At 58.8% G+C, this 16,010-nt stretch carries 13 protein-coding genes and 1 pseudogene; 4 read left to right on the top strand and 10 right to left on the bottom strand.

From position 1 onward, the window contains the following. Positions 1-14: 14 nt before the first annotated feature. The 3 genes from ACP15V_RS13060 to ACP15V_RS13050 are packed head-to-tail and all read right to left on the bottom strand — an operon-like array spanning position 15 to position 3,297. The gene (locus ACP15V_RS13060) at positions 15-914 is read right to left on the bottom strand and encodes a plasmid partitioning protein RepB C-terminal domain-containing protein (RefSeq protein WP_424944150.1); all 900 of its coding nucleotides are present in this window, start codon (positions 912-914) and stop codon (positions 15-17) included. Next, on the bottom strand, positions 911-1,804 hold the full coding sequence (locus tag ACP15V_RS13055) for a plasmid partitioning protein RepB C-terminal domain-containing protein (protein WP_424944149.1): 894 nt from the start codon (positions 1,802-1,804) through the stop codon (positions 911-913). Before ACP15V_RS13055 ends, ACP15V_RS13060 begins: the two co-directional genes overlap by 4 nt. Next, on the bottom strand, positions 1,804-3,297 hold the full coding sequence (locus ACP15V_RS13050) for a recombinase family protein (protein WP_424944392.1): 1,494 nt from the start codon (positions 3,295-3,297) through the stop codon (positions 1,804-1,806). The genes ACP15V_RS13055 and ACP15V_RS13050 overlap by 1 nt, the downstream gene beginning before the upstream one ends. 218 nt (positions 3,298-3,515) lie before the next feature. Between ACP15V_RS13050 and ACP15V_RS13045 the strand changes: the two genes are divergently transcribed. Beyond that, complete coding sequence (locus ACP15V_RS13045; protein ID WP_424944148.1) at positions 3,516-3,833, top strand: XRE family transcriptional regulator; 318 nt, start codon at positions 3,516-3,518, stop codon at positions 3,831-3,833. 239 nt (positions 3,834-4,072) lie between these two features. Here ACP15V_RS13045 and ACP15V_RS13040 read toward each other — a convergent pair whose 3' ends face one another. The 4 genes and pseudogenes from ACP15V_RS13040 to arsB all read right to left on the bottom strand — a co-directional run bounded on the left by ACP15V_RS13040 (position 4,073) and on the right by arsB (position 6,156). Next, complete coding sequence (locus tag ACP15V_RS13040; RefSeq protein ID WP_424944147.1) at positions 4,073-4,348, bottom strand: hypothetical protein; 276 nt, start codon at positions 4,346-4,348, stop codon at positions 4,073-4,075. A 39-nt stretch (positions 4,349-4,387) separates the two neighbouring features. Beyond that, positions 4,388-4,672 (bottom strand): recombinase family protein, encoded by a 285-nt coding sequence (locus ACP15V_RS13035; RefSeq protein ID WP_424944391.1) that lies wholly within the window; start codon positions 4,670-4,672, stop codon positions 4,388-4,390. A 39-nt stretch (positions 4,673-4,711) separates the two neighbouring features. After that, a pseudogene (locus tag ACP15V_RS13030) lies at positions 4,712-4,888 on the bottom strand (IS3 family transposase); the annotation flags it as partial. A 254-nt stretch (positions 4,889-5,142) separates the two neighbouring features. Further along, on the bottom strand, positions 5,143-6,156 hold the full coding sequence (arsB, locus tag ACP15V_RS13025; protein WP_424944390.1) for an ACR3 family arsenite efflux transporter: 1,014 nt from the start codon (positions 6,154-6,156) through the stop codon (positions 5,143-5,145). A gap of 187 nt (positions 6,157-6,343) precedes the next feature. Here arsB and ACP15V_RS13020 point away from each other — a divergent pair, with 187 nt between their 5' ends. Together ACP15V_RS13020 and ACP15V_RS13015 are read left to right on the top strand one after the other, a co-directional pair. After that, entirely contained in the window at positions 6,344-6,673 is a 330-nt protein-coding gene (locus ACP15V_RS13020) for an ArsR/SmtB family transcription factor (RefSeq protein ID WP_424944146.1), read from the top strand. Between the two features lie 274 nt (positions 6,674-6,947). Next, complete coding sequence (locus tag ACP15V_RS13015) at positions 6,948-9,833, top strand: methyl-accepting chemotaxis protein (RefSeq protein ID WP_424944145.1); 2,886 nt, start codon at positions 6,948-6,950, stop codon at positions 9,831-9,833. A 151-nt stretch (positions 9,834-9,984) separates the two neighbouring features. Here ACP15V_RS13015 and ACP15V_RS13010 read toward each other — a convergent pair whose 3' ends face one another. Then, positions 9,985-10,902 carry a LysR family transcriptional regulator gene (locus ACP15V_RS13010; RefSeq protein ID WP_424944144.1) on the bottom strand — a complete coding sequence of 306 codons (918 nt, stop codon included), beginning with the start codon at positions 10,900-10,902 and terminating at the stop codon, positions 9,985-9,987. Between the two features lie 153 nt (positions 10,903-11,055). Between ACP15V_RS13010 and ACP15V_RS13005 the strand changes: the two genes are divergently transcribed. Next, positions 11,056-12,669: a GMC family oxidoreductase gene (locus tag ACP15V_RS13005; protein ID WP_424944389.1), complete on the top strand. Its 1,614-nt coding sequence runs from the start codon at positions 11,056-11,058 to the stop codon at positions 12,667-12,669. 20 nt (positions 12,670-12,689) lie between these two features. Here ACP15V_RS13005 and ACP15V_RS13000 read toward each other — a convergent pair whose 3' ends face one another. Further along, positions 12,690-13,733 carry an ACP S-malonyltransferase gene (locus ACP15V_RS13000; protein WP_424944143.1) on the bottom strand — a complete coding sequence of 348 codons (1,044 nt, stop codon included), beginning with the start codon at positions 13,731-13,733 and terminating at the stop codon, positions 12,690-12,692. Next, positions 13,730-15,913, bottom strand: a complete 2,184-nt coding sequence (locus ACP15V_RS12995; RefSeq protein WP_424944142.1) for a dehydrogenase E1 component subunit alpha/beta — start codon at positions 15,911-15,913, stop codon at positions 13,730-13,732. Before ACP15V_RS12995 ends, ACP15V_RS13000 begins: the two co-directional genes overlap by 4 nt. Positions 15,914-16,010: the final 97 nt, after the last annotated feature.

The following is a 16,010-nucleotide window of genomic DNA, read 5'->3' as shown; positions in this document are numbered from 1 at the left end:
CGGAACCAATCAGATCAGGAAGTCAGAGCCTCCGTCTCCGTTATCTTTTCGAACTCAGGCAGAAACTCAGCGTGATGCATCTCTATGTATCGCGTGATCCGTGCATTGCTGATGAGTTTTGAAACGTATCCACGTGCCAAAACCAGATCGAGATGATTGGTGCCGTAGGTGTCTTCGACCAGCCGTAGCTCCCGCTCCAGATTGGCGGACTCGCGCTCCATCAGTTCCAGTTGGTGGCGGGAAACACCCTTTGCAGCCTTAGGTTTCTCTGGATTAACAAGCTGGCTTTCGGGCGTGGCTGCCAAGAGTGACCGCGCGTAGTTCACCGTGTATTTGTTCATAGTGACCATCAGTTCTGCAGCTTCGATCTGGCGCAACGGCTTCATCTTCCGAAGAATTCGAAAACTTGTCAGAGTGACCTGCTTGTCCTTAAGCAACTCAGCCGCCTCAGAGCAGATACCGTCCAGCAATCGCCTCTTTTCCTGAAGTGTCTTGATGTTGATGTTCAGAGCACGTGCCAATCGCTCTTCCGGAACGCCGCGCTTCAAAGCCATCAGGATCATTTTGTGTTCCTGGATGGTTGCAAGACGACTGATGCGCTTGTTGTAGGTGAAGGCTTCGTCATCAGTGGAAATCTGACAAAGGGCAACTTTCTCCCCCATGTCCAGCAGGATTGCGTGGCGTAGATGTCCATCGAGCAGCATGTAATTGTCAGGATCGGATTTGTCCGGCGTAACGACCAAAGGCTCGACCAGACCAACTTCCCTAACGGAAGCAGCAACCTGTGCGTATTTGACGGTCTCTTTTGTATCTTTCTGGACCGCATAGAGCGGACAGATGCATTCCAGCGCAACGCGGACAAGTTCCCGTTTGAAAGCAAGGTCAACCGATTTCGAACGCTTCTTTCTCGTCATTTCACCTCTCCCGCCCTCGATGAAAGCCTGTCCATCAGGTTTTTCGGTATTGTCGCAAGGCATTCCGCCCGCAGCAGCGTCACGAAATTTTCGTCATTCAGCAATGACCGGAGAGCTTCCGTGATGAACATCAACTCTTTACGGGTTGCAGTCGCCTTTCGAAGCAATATCTGCTTCCTTTCAACGTCATTCTGATAGGTGCGCAGCAGGCTTTCGACAGACAGCGTCCGTTTTTGCTTTTTGTCAGACCCAAGTTGCCCTTTGCCGTGTTTCTGCCGAGCCTCTACCAGGCGCTTCGCGGCCAGAAGCTTGCCACCCCTCAGAAGATTGTTCTCGTAAGCCTGGCGCAGGACATCCTGGACTTTCGCATCTTCGGCATCGGCGATATCGACGGCAACACTCACCGGAATTCTCCCGCTTTCGACCGCCCTGAGCAGCCGGTGTTCACCACTCTCGAGAAGCCGAAGAACACCACGCACATATTTCATCGACAGGTTGGTTTTCCGCGCGATTTGCGTCTCAGAGTATCCTCTGTCTTTCAAACCCTTGATGTCGCGCAGCAGATCCAGGGCCCTGTGCTGGCGACGAGCCAGGTTCTCAACAAGGCTCATGACGAGGCAATCTTCGCTGCTCGCCGAGATCACGATGGCGGGGATTTCGGTCTGCCCCAGTTCCCGAAAGGCCTCGAGCCGTCCCTGGCCGCAAACCAGGTCATAGCAGGGGCCATCCCCGCCTTTCCTTTTTGCCACCGTAATTGGGCGCTTCAGACCCAGTTCAGCAATGCTGTCGACCATTGCATCAAACGCTTTGCGGTTTCGAATGCGGGGATTGATGACAGTAATCAGATCAATGGGGATCATTTCAGCAATTTGGGAAGATTGATCAGTCATCAGGCGACCTCCGGAATTGATACCTGAATGGCCATTTCAAAAAGCGGGGACAGAGTATCGAAACGGTAGGCGTCGAGTGACAAGCCGTTACTTTCGGCGAGCCGGAGGCGTGGCAGAGTCATATCGATGCCTGGGAGCAGGTAGTAATCGAGCGGTTTCCGATTGGGGCGATCCATCCGGACGGCAACAGTGATATCTGGATTCAGACTCGTGTCGAAACGGATATTCCAGCGGAGGGAGCCGGCGCTGGTTTCATGACATCGAACAATCACGAGAGAGGCAGAAAACTCATTGTTGATTGTCAGAAGATCCGTATTCGGGTCCCGTTCCACACTTCCGCCAGCGGCCGCAATCCCGTCGATTGTTTGATCCACAATATCCGGGTGCAGGTCCCGCAAACGCCGGTTGATTTCGACATACCTGTAATCGCGATCCGGTTTGAAGCCAACAAGCTGATACGCGCGAAGCAGGCTCCCGAAACGCGTGCGATAAGAGCCGCTCGAAGGAAGCGCATCTGCTTCATCAATGATCAGGCCTGACAGATATCCCTGGGCTTGGAGAATATCCCTGAGGGCCGCCAGCATCTCATCGTCGGTCAGCCTTGCTGACCTCGCGCCTATGATGGCGCCGGCTGCGCCAAAGAGCTCGGGATCGACAATCGCCTCGAACGCACCTTCAGCTCTGACCCAGATATCCGGATCGTTTTGTACTCGGTGTTTCTTCAGCTTGAAGGAACTTCGGTTCCAGACATTGTTCCCGATGTATTTCTCGTTGATGAGGATCTGATGCACGGTGCCGCGGGTCCAGGCACGCCCCAGATCAGTCAGAACTCCACGGGAATTCAGGTTTGCAGCAATGTCCGCTTCCGATTTTCGATCCTCAACGAAAGTACGGAATATCTCGAGGATTATGGCAATTTCTTCATCAGGGCCAGGGACCAGCGTAACCCTGTCGGTTTGAATGCTCTTGTGTTGCCCCCGCTCAAGAATGCCTTTGGGGTGACCCTGTTCGTCGATCAGCATGCGCCTCAGGCCGAACCCGGGTGGCCCGCCCTGTCGGTATCCGCGCTCGATCAGGCGACATTGCCCGGTGAAGACCTTTTGGGACAGCTCTCGACTGTACTCGCCGGCCATGGCGCGCTTGACGCCTTTGACAATTGTCGAGACCGGGCTGCCGTCGTTTTCGAATTGCTCGGCGCAATAGACAACTGAAATTCCGGCGCGCTTGCAGATGTATTCGTAATAAGCGCTCTCGTCGGCATCCTGAAACCGGCCCCACCGACTGATGTCGTAGACGAGCACAATTTCGAAATCGGCACGTCCGGACTGAATATCGTCGATAAGCTGTTTCAGGCCATCGCGCCCCTGAATGCGCAGGCCACTTTTACCTTCATCAGAGTAGGTCCGCACAATGTTGATGCCTCGCTGTTTCGCATATTGCGCTATGGCATCAGACTGGTTCTCAGTCGAATAACGCTGATGCTCGGTCGACATGCGCACGTATTGCGCCCCGCGGATAGCGCGACGGGATTTTGGAGCATCTGGGCTCCCGTCATGATCGTCGCGCCAGCTCAAGTGCTAAGCACCTCCATCCGTTGAATTCGACATCTTTGGGAATGGCCGTGATTCCTGTGTGTCAAAGCTTAAACGCCGGCTTTCGGAAAAGTGTTTCCGAAGATGGGCAACATTTTTCCAATTCAGGACAATGGCACATGAACAAATTAGACTACCGACTGGAAATTGCGGCTGCGCTGAGGCGAGAATTTGGAGGATCCCATCAGGCCATAAAGGCTTCCATGAACTGGACAGGAGTCTCCGAACGAACTGCGAAAAACTGGCTGGCCGGCGCGCACGGACCCGCAGGTGAACACCTGATCGAACTCATGCGGCATTCGGATGAAGTCGCCGAAACAGTCCTGGCCCTATGTGGCCGAAGCGAAGTTGCTATTTCTTTGGATCTTACATGTCTCCGGACCGCACTTGTTCGAATGCTGACAACGGCTGACGAAATCATCGGGACAGAAACCTGAGCGAAATTGCCATTCCCTGAAAGCCATTGGATTTTCACTGAAAGGTCATTAGGTTTTCCCTGTTAGTTGATTTAGGGAATTCTCCCGCAAGGCATTGACCTAACTATCTATTTCGGAGCCTCAGATGCCCAAAACCACCAAAGCGGTGCGTATTCCCTGTAAATTTCCCTGTTTTCAGGGAAATTGGAGGGAGACTGGATAGCTGGAAACTGTCCGCACAGCCAACCACTTTCCTGTTTTCAGACGCTGAGAGTTTGCCATCCCACCAGTTCAGCGAGCAAGCTCTCCACCTGCTCTGCAGGCAACCGCCAGGCATCCGAATGTTTCCGGCTGCGATCTTTGATCAGTCTGCGGGAGATATAGTAGCGAAGTCTTTTACCGTTCTTTCGGCTGTGGCTGGGCGTCAGGCGATCGCCGGTTTCATCAAAGAGCTTACCCTCCAGAGGGGATCTGGTTGCCTTTTGTCTGGAGCCACGAGCAACCGCTGCGCCAGCCTGAAGCATGCCCTGAACCATGTCCCAAACCGCCGGCTCAATGATGGCTGGATGCTTTCCCTAGTAGACCTGTTTCTTGTGTCGGATTCGCCCAGCATAGACCGGGTTGCTCAGAATGTGCTGAAGGTGACCTTGGTCGATGTGAGTACCACCTGAGATCCGGCCACCGGTACGTTCGCGAAGCCGGGATCTGAGATCAAGTTCCTCTGCCCGTTCTTTTACGTCCCGCAGGGTGCCAAGTTTCTGATAGAGGTCGTAAAGCGTCCTGATCGTCTCGGCTTCAGTCTCGTCGATTTTCAATGTTCGACCATCTGGCTGATAGCCCAATGGGACACTCCCACCCATCTGGACTTGCCACGTTTGAGTTCCGATCCTTGTGCTCATTTACGCGGCCTTTCTTTCGAATGCCAAGGGGCTTTTGTATCCCAGTGCTGAATGCTTCCTGCGTGGATTGTAAAATCCATTGAGGTACTGGAACAAAGCAGCCTCCGCATGTCTTCTGGTTTGCCAGGTTTGTCGCCAAATCAGCTCCGCCTTCAGTGTTTTGAAGATGCGCTCAACCCGTCCTCAGGGCGTGGGCTGAAGCTACTGGAGCTTGGGAAAGACCAGGGCATCGGCGCGTTTCTGGCGGACACAAGATTGCTGGATCCCCGGTTCAAAAGAGGCACCTCTGCCCGGCCGCGCATCAGCGGGAGACATATTAGTTTCGGTGCGCTGGCCCTTGCGGTTCTTGCCGTGATGTTTGTGATTTTTGCCAGCTGAGGCAGGCAGAAACGGCAGAAACGGCAGGATCGGCAGGCGCGCGCGCCCGGCCGTCAGGGCGCGTCAAAATGGGCGCGGGTTCGGTTGGCAAACCCCACCAGCGACAGCATCACCGGCACCTCCACCAGCACGCCCACCACAGTGGCAAGCGCAGCGCCGGATTGCAGGCCAAACAGGCTGATCGCCACCGCCACGGCCAGTTCAAAGAAGTTTGACGTGCCGATCATCGCGCAGGGGGCGGCGATTTTATGAGGCACTTTCAACGCATAGGCCGCGCCGTAAGCCAGGGCGAAGATCCCATAGCTCTGGATCAGGATCGGCACGGCAATCAGCGCGATCACCAATGGGCGATCAAGGATGACCTCGCCCTGCAACCCGAACAGGATCACCACGGTGGCAATCAATCCGATCACCGACCAGGGTTTCACCCGCGCGGTGAAGGCGTCGATCGCCTGTTGCGACCCAAGCACCCGCCGCGTGATCAGCCCGGCCACCAGCGGCAGCACCACGTAAAGCACGGTCGCCAAGACCAGCGTTTCCCACGGCACGGCAATCTCGGTCACGCCCAGAAGGAAGGCCACAATCGGCGCAAAGGCCACCACCATGATCAGGTCATTCACCGAAACCTGCACCAGCGTATAGGTCGCGTCGCCCCGCGTCAGCTGTGACCAGACAAACACCATCGCCGTGCAGGGGGCGGCGCCCAGCAGGATCAGGCCCGCAGTATATTGCATGGCGTCCTCGGGGGATATCCACGGCGCGAACACATAGTCAAAGAACAGCACCGCCATCAGCGCCATGGTGAACGGTTTGATCAGCCAGTTCACCACCAGCGTGACAATCAACCCTTTGGGTTGGCGCGCCACCCCGGCCACGGCCCCGAAATCGACCCCGACCATCATCGGATAAACCATCGCCCAGATCAGCACCGCCACCACCAGGTTGATCGACGCGACCTCAGCCGCCGCCACCGCTTGAACCAGCCCCGGCGCAAAAGACCCGATGGAAATGCCCGCAATCATGGCGAGCGCGATCCAGACCGTCAGGTAGCGTTCAAAGACCCCCATGCTGTTGTCGTCGGCGGAAATCTCGGTCATGGCAGATACTCGGTTTTTTAGGGCGGTTTTTCAGGGCGATTTTGCGGGGCGAATTTACGGGGCACTGGGTGATACTTCGGCAATTACCGAAGTAAGGGCTCATTACGGAAAGCGCCCCGGTCTTGTCAAGATTTGATCCTTCGGCTATTGCCGAAATATGACCCAGGATGACGCCGTAGACACCTTTGCCGCCCTTGCCCAGCCTTCCCGCCTGTCGATTTACCGACTGTTGGTGACTATCGGGCCCGATGGGTTGATCGCCAGCGACATCGCGCGCCGGTTGGAGATTGTGCCGTCCACCCTCTCCGGGCATCTGGCCATTCTGAAACGGGCCGGATTGCTGATCGCAACGCGTAAATCGCGTGAAATTCACTATGCCGCCAATTTGGAACGGATGAATGATCTTGTGGTGTTCATGCTGTCCGATTGCTGTGGCGGGCATGTGGAAAATTGCTCTGAAATCCTGACCCTTCTGGCGCGCGATTAAGACCGTCTGAGGCGGCTCTGAACGGCCAGTGCCAGAGAAAAGCGGAGCTCAACCGCGTTCTGATGTGAGAGAAGTCCTCAATTTCTCAATGCCATAGCCGACTTTTGCCGGCTTGCTTCCGCTGCGGCATTTACCTGCTTTTCGCAAGAAACACATCTTTAGGGAATTTGTAGCAATACTCGTCAAAACCCAGACACAGGCGGATATCCGTTCTGACGGATCCGCCAACCATGCCCGTTTGCAAGACGTGCAGACACAGGTTGCGAGAGTTTATATGAATGCGTTTCTTCAGATCCTGACGGGGGTGACCGGCCGGTTCCTGATTGTGTTCCTGGCCATGGGGGGCATGACCGGTGCGGCGGTATATGTGGGCAACACGGTGTTTGACGACATTGCAAAGGAAACCGCCCCGCTGACGGAAACCCATTTGCCGGATCTCGCGCGGGTCGAGGAACTTGTCTCGCTGACCGGTGTCTTGCGCGACGAATTGTCAGCCATTCTGCTGGTGCCCCCCAAGAAATCCGCCAAACGCCTGCTGCGCAAAAAAGGCAAGGCCGTGGCGGCGGCGGTGGCGGCGGCCAATGACAGCATCGCGCAGTTGGATACGGCCACTCAGGCCGAACTCGCACCAATGCTGGACGCCACGAAATCCGCGCTGGACGCGCTGATCGAAACCCGGGTAGCAGAGCTGTCAGCCCAGTTGTCTATTGAAGATGCCCGCAAGGAGATGAGCAAAAAAGGCGCAGAGGTGGCTGCGCTTCTGGCCCAGCTGACCGAAGAGGCCCGCGGCCAGTTGGTTGAGGCCGGGCGCGACACGGTTGGAAAAGTGGATGAAACCCTGCGGGAACTCGTTGAGCGTGATGTGGCCGCGCTGGAACACGCGTTGACGGTGCAATCACAGGTCAATGATCTGTCCGGTGTGGCGCTGGCGCTTGCACAAACGCAGGATGCCGCGTTGATACGGCAGTTGCGCTCAAAGGGGCAGGCCGCGCGGCAGGGGCTGGCGTCATTGCTGCCCGACATGGCGCTGCAGACGGGGGCTGAGGATCAAGCTGATGATCACAGGGCGGCGTTGCAAGACCTGCTTACGATATATGACCGGACCGAGCAAACCCCATCAACCATGACCCTCCCACAGCGCAATGAACTGGTGTCGACCAGCATCCGCGCGCAAGAGATATGGGATGACATGATCGTCAATGCCGTTGCGGGATTGACCACGCGGGCCGAACAGGCCGGCAGCACCAATGCCTCGGCCATCAGGCTTTTGATCGAATGGCAGCTGGTTGAGCTGGTCGAATTAAATCAAATGGATGTGGCGCTGCAAAACTTCTTCATCACCGGGCTGCAAGGGGCGGCCACGCCGGATGTCACACGCGCCCAAACCCTGCGCGATGACCTGGCGATGCAGATGTTGGATTTGCAACTGAAAGCCAGCGACAAAGGGGGGCAACTCACCGAATTGGTCGACGGGCTGATGGGGATCGCGGATCCCGAGACGGGGATGGTGTCGGCGCGGATCAGCTTCTTGGCGGCGCGAAAGGATGTTGGTGCCAACTCTGCGGCCGCCACCAAGCAGGTGCTGGCCATTTCTGCAAAAGCCACCGAGTTGGGGCGTGGTGCAATGAAGCGCATTTCCGAGGCTGCGGCGCATCTGAACCGCAATGTCGTGTCGGCCAGCGCCTTGATGAAATCGATCGGCGGGGCCAGCATTGCGTTGTTTCTGGCCGCTTTGTCGTTGACTTACTTCATCATCGTGCGGCCCTTGCGAAAAGCCACGGACGCCACTGTGCGACTGGCACAAGGGGACGTGCGCGAACTGATCGGGTTGTCCCATCAACGCAGTGAACTGGGGCAACTGACACGGGCCCTGACCGTGTTCCGAACCAATCTGGTGGATAAGATCCGGATGGAGCAAGAACAGGCCGACGCGGCGCACGCCAGGCAGCAGGCGGATGAAAGAGCGCGTCGCAAAGAACGCGCGCGCGAGGCGGCGATCAGAAATCAGGAGGCCAAGCACCAGGCACAGGAGCGGGCGCGTCAAGAAGCGGAGCGAAAACAACGTGATACCATCCGGCAGGCCGCAGAAGCGGAACGCCAGGCCCTGACCGAACAGCAGGATCAGGTGGTGTCAATTCTTGCGAAAAGCCTGCAATTGCTTGCGGATGGCAATCTTCTGGTGCGCATTCACGAACCTTTTGCCGATCGGTACGAGGATCTGCGGACAGACTTTAATCGGGCGGTGACAAACCTGTCTGACATGATGCAGTCCATTTCACAGACGGCGCAAAGCATCGACAATAACTCTGGTGACATCAGCGACGCATCGCTCGACTTGTCAAAACGCAGTGAAATGTCAGCCGCCTCTTTGGGCCAGACCTCGGCCACGCTGACGGATCTGACCTCATCGGTGCAATCGGCGGCTGATGGGGCGTCGCGGGTGGATGGGCTGGTTGCCTCGACCCGCAACACTGCAGAACGCAGCGGCGCCGTGGTACGGCAAGCGGTCGCCGCGATGGAAGAGATCGAGGAAAGCTCTCGGCAGATTTCAAATATCACCTCGGTCATTGATGACATATCCTTCCAAACCAATCTTCTGGCGCTCAATGCCGGGGTCGAAGCCGCGCGGGCCGGGGAAACAGGTCGTGGATTTGCCGTTGTGGCCTCCGAAGTGCGCGCACTGGCGCAACGATCATCCGATGCCGCGCAGCAGATTTCCGGCTTGATTGCCAACTCGACAGAGCAGGTCAATCGCGGGGTTGACCTGGTTGATCGGGCCGGACAGGAATTGAACCAATTCATCTCGGAAGTGGAAAAAATTGCCGACCATGTTTCGGACATCGCATGTTCTGCCAAGTCCCAATCCACCGGGATCAGCGAAATCAGCAGCGCCATTGCCCAGCTCGATCTCGTGACCCAGAAAAACGCCGCAATGTTCGAAGAAACCACTGCCGCGTGCCAAAACCTTGCCGGAGACGCCTCGCGCCTGACCACGGCCATGGGGCGGTTCGTGATGGATGAAGCGGCCGAGGATCGTGTCTGGATTGATGTTGATCAACAGGCGGGCGACCAAGGATCTGGTCTGCAGGAACAGGGGGGGGAGACAAACGGGTTGGGTACGAACTGGGGAGAGATCCCCAAGGATAGACCCGCGCCCTAAGGTGGCAGATCCACCAATGCCGTAGGTTCCCCGCCGCGTACTGAAAGCGTTTAGGGATAAACATGTGTTTCTTAGTTGTCTCGAAACGCAGTATTGATGCAATGGGATCGGTCGCGGCTGGCCGGGCAAGGTTTCCCAAAGCTCCAGGCGTTCACGACACCAGGCCGGACGGGGGATCGAAAGCAAACTGATCCGCATGTTTGCGCGTCACTTGATACAGGAAATCAGCCACCCGACGGATGCGGGTCAGGTTGCGGCTATCCTCGCCATAAAGCAGCCAATAGGCGCGCTTGAAGCGGATCTGATCTGGCAAGATCGGTTGCAAATCGGTCGCACGCGCCATGTAGCAGGGCAAAACCCCCACACCCGCCCCGGCCCGTATCGCATCCAACTGCGCCTGAACGGTGGCCGCGCGATAGCGGGTGCGCAGATCAGGATGGATTTGTCGCTCAAAATCCAATGCATCGGCGTAGAGCAGCTCGTCAATATACCCCACGGCCTGTGTTCCGGCCAGGTCGGACGGGGTCGCCGGGATCCCCGCACTGTCGAAAAACCCGGGCACCGCATACAGGCGCAGGTCATAGTCGATCAATTTGCGCACCACCAGACGGCCGGATTGCGGCCGGTCCAGGCTGATCGCAATATCTACATCCCGGTTCCACAGCTTGTGGGCTGAGGGAACGGGAACCAGTTCGATCTCCAGCTGCGGTTCAAGTTTCAAAATGTCAGGCAACCAGCGTGACAAAACTGCGTTGCCAAACCCGTCGGGCGCCCCGATCCGCACACGGCCCGTCAGGGTCCCCGGCAATTGCAATCGATCCATGGCTTCCTGCGCGCGATGTTCCATCCCCTCAGCCAGGGGGATCAGCGCCGCCCCCGCTTCGGTTGGAATCAACCCATCCTCGCCGGTTTCAAACAACCGATTGCGCAGCAGATCTTCCAGCCGCGTGATATGGCGCGCGACCGTGGTGTGGCTGACCCCAAGCCGGCGCGCGGCCCGGCTGAGCCGCCCGACACGGGCCACTTCCAGAAAGAACCGCAGGTCATTCCAATCCAGTTTCTGTGCCATCAGATCCCCTTTAATCCGAACCATAGAGCAGATCCGGTTGAACGAAAACAATCAATCACTGTGCGTTTTTGTGACTTTATCGAACCACAGCACCAGCCCAGACTTGCCATGACTTTTATCACCACCAACGGGACAAACGGGGCAGGGGACGTGATGCGGGATCTAGGAGCCTTTGATTATGTGATTGTGGGCGCGGGCAGCGCCGGCTGTGTTCTGGCCAACCGCCTCAGCGAAGATCCGGACACCCGGGTGCTGCTGCTCGAAGCAGGGGGCAGCGACAATTACCACTGGATCCACATCCCGGTTGGCTATCTCTATTGCATCGGCAATCCGCGCACCGACTGGGGGTTCAAGACCACCCCCTGTGACGGGGTGAACGGCCGGTCGCTTCTTTACCCGCGCGGTCGGGTCATCGGCGGGTGTTCTTCGATCAACGGGATGCTGTATCTGCGCGGACAGGCAGCGGATTATGACGGCTGGCGGCAGATGGGGCTGACCGGTTGGGGGTGGGATGATGTGCTGCCCTATTTCCGAAAATCCGAAGATTACTATGGCGGCGAAGACGCAGATCATGGGGTGGGCGGTGAATTTCGGGTTGAGGAACAGCGCCTGCATTGGGACATTCTGGACGCCTGGAAAGAGGCCGCCGTGGCGGCGGGCCTGCCGGAAACGGATGATTTCAACCGCGGTGACAATCACGGGGTGGGGTATTTCAAGGTGAACCAGAAGAAAGGCTGGCGGTGGAGCGCCGCCAAGGCCTTTCTGCGCCCGGCGCGTTCGCGTGCGAACCTGACGGTTGTGACCCATGCCCAGGCCGAAAAGCTGGAATTTGATGGCCCCCGCGCCTCTGGCCTCAGCCTGCGCATCAAAGGCCAGCCCGCCCGCGCCACGGCCCGACGCGAGGTGATCCTCTCTGCAGGCGCGATCGGGTCACCGCAGATCCTGCAACTTTCCGGCATTGGCCCCGGCGCGCTTTTGCAAAACCACGGCATTGACGTGCGGGTGGATCGTGCGGATGTGGGCAGCAACCTGCAAGACCATCTGCAGATCCGCTGCGCCTATAAGGTGCATGGGGTCAAGACCTTGAACACCATGGCCAACAGCCTGTGGGGACAGGCCAAGATCGCGCTGGAATATGCGCTGACCCGGTCGGGGCCAATGTCGATGGCGCCCAGCCAATTGGGGGCCTTCGCCTATTCCTCGCCGGATGTGGCCAGCCCGGATTTGGAATATCACGTGCAACCTGTCTCGCTGGAGGCTTTCGGGCAGGCGCCGCATGATTTCCCGGCCATTACCGCCAGCGTCTGCCATTTGCGCCCGGAAAGCCGGGGTCATGTGCAGATCACCTCACCCGACCCGATGGCGCATCCGGAAATCCAGCCCAATTACCTCTCCACCGAAGGCGACCGGCAGGTGGCGGCCCGCGCGATCCGGCTCACCCGCAAAATCATGGAACAATCGCCGCTGGCGCAATTTGCACCGGAAGAGTTCAAACCCGGGTCGCAATACCAGACGGATGCCGAACTTGTGGAGGGGGCCGGGCAGATTGCCTCGACCATTTTCCACCCCACCTGCACCGCGCGCATGGGCACAGATGACGGGGCGGTGGTGGACGAAACCCTGCGCGTGCGCGGGGTTGACGGGCTGCGCGTGGTCGACGCGTCCATCATGCCGCGCATCACTTCGGGCAACACCAATGCGCCCACCATCATGATCGCCGAAAAGGCGGCGGACATGATCCGGCAATCGGCGCGGCTTCGCGCTTAGATCCGAAAACGGGCAGGGGCTTACCCGGTGACCAACCGCCGCTGGTCTTCCTGTCCCATCGACAGGATCACCGGGCGCTGGGCCTGCTGCGCCTTAAACGCGGGTTTGTCCGCGAACGCGCCCCAACCCGCGCGGATCAGGCTTTGCGCCACCGCCCCGCCCAGCGTATTGCCCGGCCCCAACACGATGAACACGTCCGGCATGAATTCGCGTGCCGCCACCCGGATGGCGGCCGTGAAATCATAGGGTTCCACCACCTGATGCCCCAACGTATAGGCCCGCAACGCCGCCAGGTCCGAGGATTTGGGCCGCCAGATCCCGCCACGCCCATCGATCAGGGGCAGTCTGGGCTGGGCGAACAGCTCGGCCCGCAACCGCGCACGCCCCTCGGCGGCAACCGGTTCCTGCATCGTCGTGTGAAACCCCGCGTGCCCCGGCAGACGCATCGGAAACCGGGTCTGCACCACCGGCATCTCCGCTTCAAACGCGGCCAGCCCCTCGGCATTTCCCGCGATCACAAGCATCCCGCCCAGATCAATCGACAGAGCCAAAATATGCCCCGCCCGCGCGTCAATCTCGGCCAATTTGGCCTCGATCCGCGCGCGTTCACCGGGAATTTCCACCCAGGTCTCATCCATGAAAGGATAAATCAGCTGCCCGCCGATCATGTGCTCCTGCATCAAGGTGCCCATGGTGTTCACCACCTCCAGCCCGCCGATCGCATCCAGCGCTCCCGCGCAGGCCAGCGCCACATACCAGCCCATCGAATTGCCGGTCACGCCCAGAATGTCGAACCTCTCGCGGTTGATGGACATGAAATCGGCCACCGCACAGGCATGGATCAGACCAGACGCATTGTCGCCGCGCGTATGAACGCTCCCCGAAAACCGTTTGGCCCCATCAAGGGCCGACAAGGCCTCTTGTCCCTGGCTCAACCGATAGGCATCGAACCCGGCCATCAGATCGGATTTATCCGCGTGATGACGCGCAAAATAGCCGAGCTCGTCCCGGTTATAAGTGCCGCGCCCGGGGGCGACGACAATGGCGGTTTGTTTGCGGGTCATGTGTTGCTCCACAATTTGCGCGCCGCGTTCGCGATGCTCTCGCGCGACGGCATGGTGGCCGCATAGGCGGGGCCGGTGGCGATGAAACTGTCGTCTGCCGCGATGCGCGCGTGCGGCAGATCGGTCCTCTCGTGCAGCAGCGCCATCAGCGCCTCGGACTGGCTGCCGGTGGTGCGGCACTCATCGACAATCAGGCATTTCTGAGCACCTTCAAGGGCTTGCAAGATCCCGTCCGTGGGCAACGGCGCCAACCAGCGCAGGTCGATGATCCGCGTCTCGATCCCCTCCGCCGCCAGATCCGCCGCCGCCTGCGTCGACAGATACCGCCCATTGCCATAGGTCAGGATCGCTAGCGGGCCGTCGCCATGTACGCCCACTTCCCCCAGCCCGATCCGCCGATCCGGCGCGGGGTAGGGGCGCATCCAACCGCCATCTTTCGGTTCCATCAGATCCCGCATCGGGTACAGCGCAATCGGTTCCACCATCACCACCACGCACGCCTCTTCGCGCGCCAGCCGCACACATTCGCGCATCATCATCGCCGCCTCATCGCCGCGCGACGGGCAGGCGATCACCACGCCGGGAATGTCACGCAACACGGCCAATGAATTGTCATTGTGGAAATGCCCGCCAAAGCCCTTCTGATAGCCCAGCCCGGCAATCCGCATCACCATCGGATTGGTGAACTGCCCGTTTGAGAAAAACGGCAGCGTCGCCGCCTCGCCGCGCAGTTGGTCCTCGGCATTGTGCAGATAGGCCAGGAACTGGATTTCGGGCATCGGGATAAACCCGTTATGGCCCAGGCCAATTGCCAGCCCCAGAATGCTTTGCTCGTCCAGAAGCGTGTCAATCATCCGGTCCGGTCCAAAGCGATCGATCAATTTCTGCGTCACCCCATAGACACCGCCCTTGCGCCCCACATCCTCGCCCATCATGACAATCTCGCCATGCTCCAGCATCAGGTCGGTCAGCGCCCAGTTGAGCAGTTTGTTCATCGGCTGTGGCGTATTCAGCGCTTTGAAATCGCTGCCAAATGCAGCCTCGCGCGCCTCTTGCGATGGCCCGTTGGTGGGGGCGCAAATCCGCGCCGGCGGGATCAGCGAGGCCATCACATCGTCAGCCGTTTTCAGACGCGGCCGCGTGATCACCGCGTCGGCCACCCGCGCACATTGATCCTCGCTGTCTTGATAAATCGCCAGAACCTCCTCGGCCGACAAGACGCCCTTTTCAATAAGCAGCCGTGCGGAATGCAACAGCGGATCATCCGCCTCCCACCCCTCAAACACGTCTTTCTTTAGATAGGCCTGCTGCAAATCCGACCCCGCATGGCCGTAAAGCCGCACCAGCGACAGATGCAAAAACGCGGGCTTCTTGCGGGTGCGCACATAGTCCGCCGCCTCGCGCGCCACGCGGTAAGTGTCATAGAGGTCCAACCCGTCCGCGTGGAAATATTTCAGCCCCGGTTTCTGGCTGAAATTCGCCCCCACCCAACCGCGCGGGGTGCGGGTGGAAATGCCGATCCCATTGTCTTCGCAGACAAAAAGCAAGGGCAGCGGCACCGATTGGTACGAGGTCCAGCAGGCGGTGTTGATCGCGCCCTGCGCGGTGGAATGGTTCGACGACGCATCGCCAAAGGAACACATGACAATCGCGTCATCCGCCAGCACCTTGTGTTCACATTTATGACGCCGCCCCAGCCCAATCGAATAGGCCGCCCCCACCGCCTTGGGCAGGTGGCTGGCAATGGTTGAGGTTTGCGGTGGGATATTCAACGCCTTGGACCCGAGCACCTTATGCCGCCCGCCGGAACAGGGATCCTCGCGCGATGTGGCGAAACTCAGCAACATATCCCAGGCGGGCGTGGTGCCGGGCACCTGCGCGGATCGCATCGTTTGAAACGCGCCGTCGCGGTAATGCAGGAACGCCATGTCATCGGGGCGCAGGGCCGCGGCCACCGCCGCCATGCCTTCGTGCCCCGAGGAGCCAATGGTGTAATAGCCTTCGCCCGCCGCCTGCATCTTGCGCGACCGGCGGTCGAGGTTTCGGCTGAGCACCTGCGCGCGGAAAATCTCCACGGCCTCGCTGTCCCTCAGCGGCCCGGCCGCGGGCTTTCCTTCGGGAAACCGGCCATCTGCCAATGCGTCGCGAAACGCCCGATCCACAATATCTGCGCGGTCCATACGTGCCTCTGCTTTTTCTTGCTGAAAGTACCTTCGGGGGGTGCGGGGGGCAGACAGCCCCCCGCCTTATTTCGAAAAAAACCCGGCACCCCCGGTT

It is taken from the genome of Aliiroseovarius crassostreae (genome assembly GCF_049803815.1).
In the GTDB taxonomy this organism is placed as follows: Bacteria; Pseudomonadota; Alphaproteobacteria; order Rhodobacterales; family Rhodobacteraceae; genus Aliiroseovarius; species Aliiroseovarius crassostreae_A.
Note: the sequence above shows the minus strand (reverse complement) of the source record. Positions and strands in the feature narration are given on the sequence as shown.

What these genes read in the sequence shown, in the direction of transcription:
- ACP15V_RS13000 (WP_424944143.1), bottom strand. Translation starts at nt 13,733, where the DNA reads ATGACCCGCAAACAAACCGCCATTGTCGTCGCCCCCGGGCGCGGCACT.
- ACP15V_RS13035 (WP_424944391.1), bottom strand. Translation starts at nt 4,672, where the DNA reads ATGGGTGGGAGTGTCCCATTGGGCTATCAGCCAGATGGTCGAACATTG.
- ACP15V_RS13060 (WP_424944150.1), bottom strand. Translation starts at nt 914, where the DNA reads ATGACGAGAAAGAAGCGTTCGAAATCGGTTGACCTTGCTTTCAAACGG.
- ACP15V_RS13055 (WP_424944149.1), bottom strand. Translation starts at nt 1,804, where the DNA reads ATGACTGATCAATCTTCCCAAATTGCTGAAATGATCCCCATTGATCTG.
- ACP15V_RS13045 (WP_424944148.1), top strand. Translation starts at nt 3,516, where the DNA reads ATGAACAAATTAGACTACCGACTGGAAATTGCGGCTGCGCTGAGGCGA.
- arsB (WP_424944390.1), bottom strand. Translation starts at nt 6,156, where the DNA reads ATGGGGGTCTTTGAACGCTACCTGACGGTCTGGATCGCGCTCGCCATG.
- ACP15V_RS12995 (WP_424944142.1), bottom strand. Translation starts at nt 15,913, where the DNA reads ATGGACCGCGCAGATATTGTGGATCGGGCGTTTCGCGACGCATTGGCA.
- ACP15V_RS13050 (WP_424944392.1), bottom strand. Translation starts at nt 3,297, where the DNA reads ATGTCGACCGAGCATCAGCGTTATTCGACTGAGAACCAGTCTGATGCC.
- ACP15V_RS13010 (WP_424944144.1), bottom strand. Translation starts at nt 10,902, where the DNA reads ATGGCACAGAAACTGGATTGGAATGACCTGCGGTTCTTTCTGGAAGTG.
- ACP15V_RS13005 (WP_424944389.1), top strand. Translation starts at nt 11,056, where the DNA reads ATGCGGGATCTAGGAGCCTTTGATTATGTGATTGTGGGCGCGGGCAGC.
- ACP15V_RS13040 (WP_424944147.1), bottom strand. Translation starts at nt 4,348, where the DNA reads ATGGTTCAGGGCATGCTTCAGGCTGGCGCAGCGGTTGCTCGTGGCTCC.
- ACP15V_RS13020 (WP_424944146.1), top strand. Translation starts at nt 6,344, where the DNA reads ATGACCCAGGATGACGCCGTAGACACCTTTGCCGCCCTTGCCCAGCCT.
- ACP15V_RS13015 (WP_424944145.1), top strand. Translation starts at nt 6,948, where the DNA reads ATGAATGCGTTTCTTCAGATCCTGACGGGGGTGACCGGCCGGTTCCTG.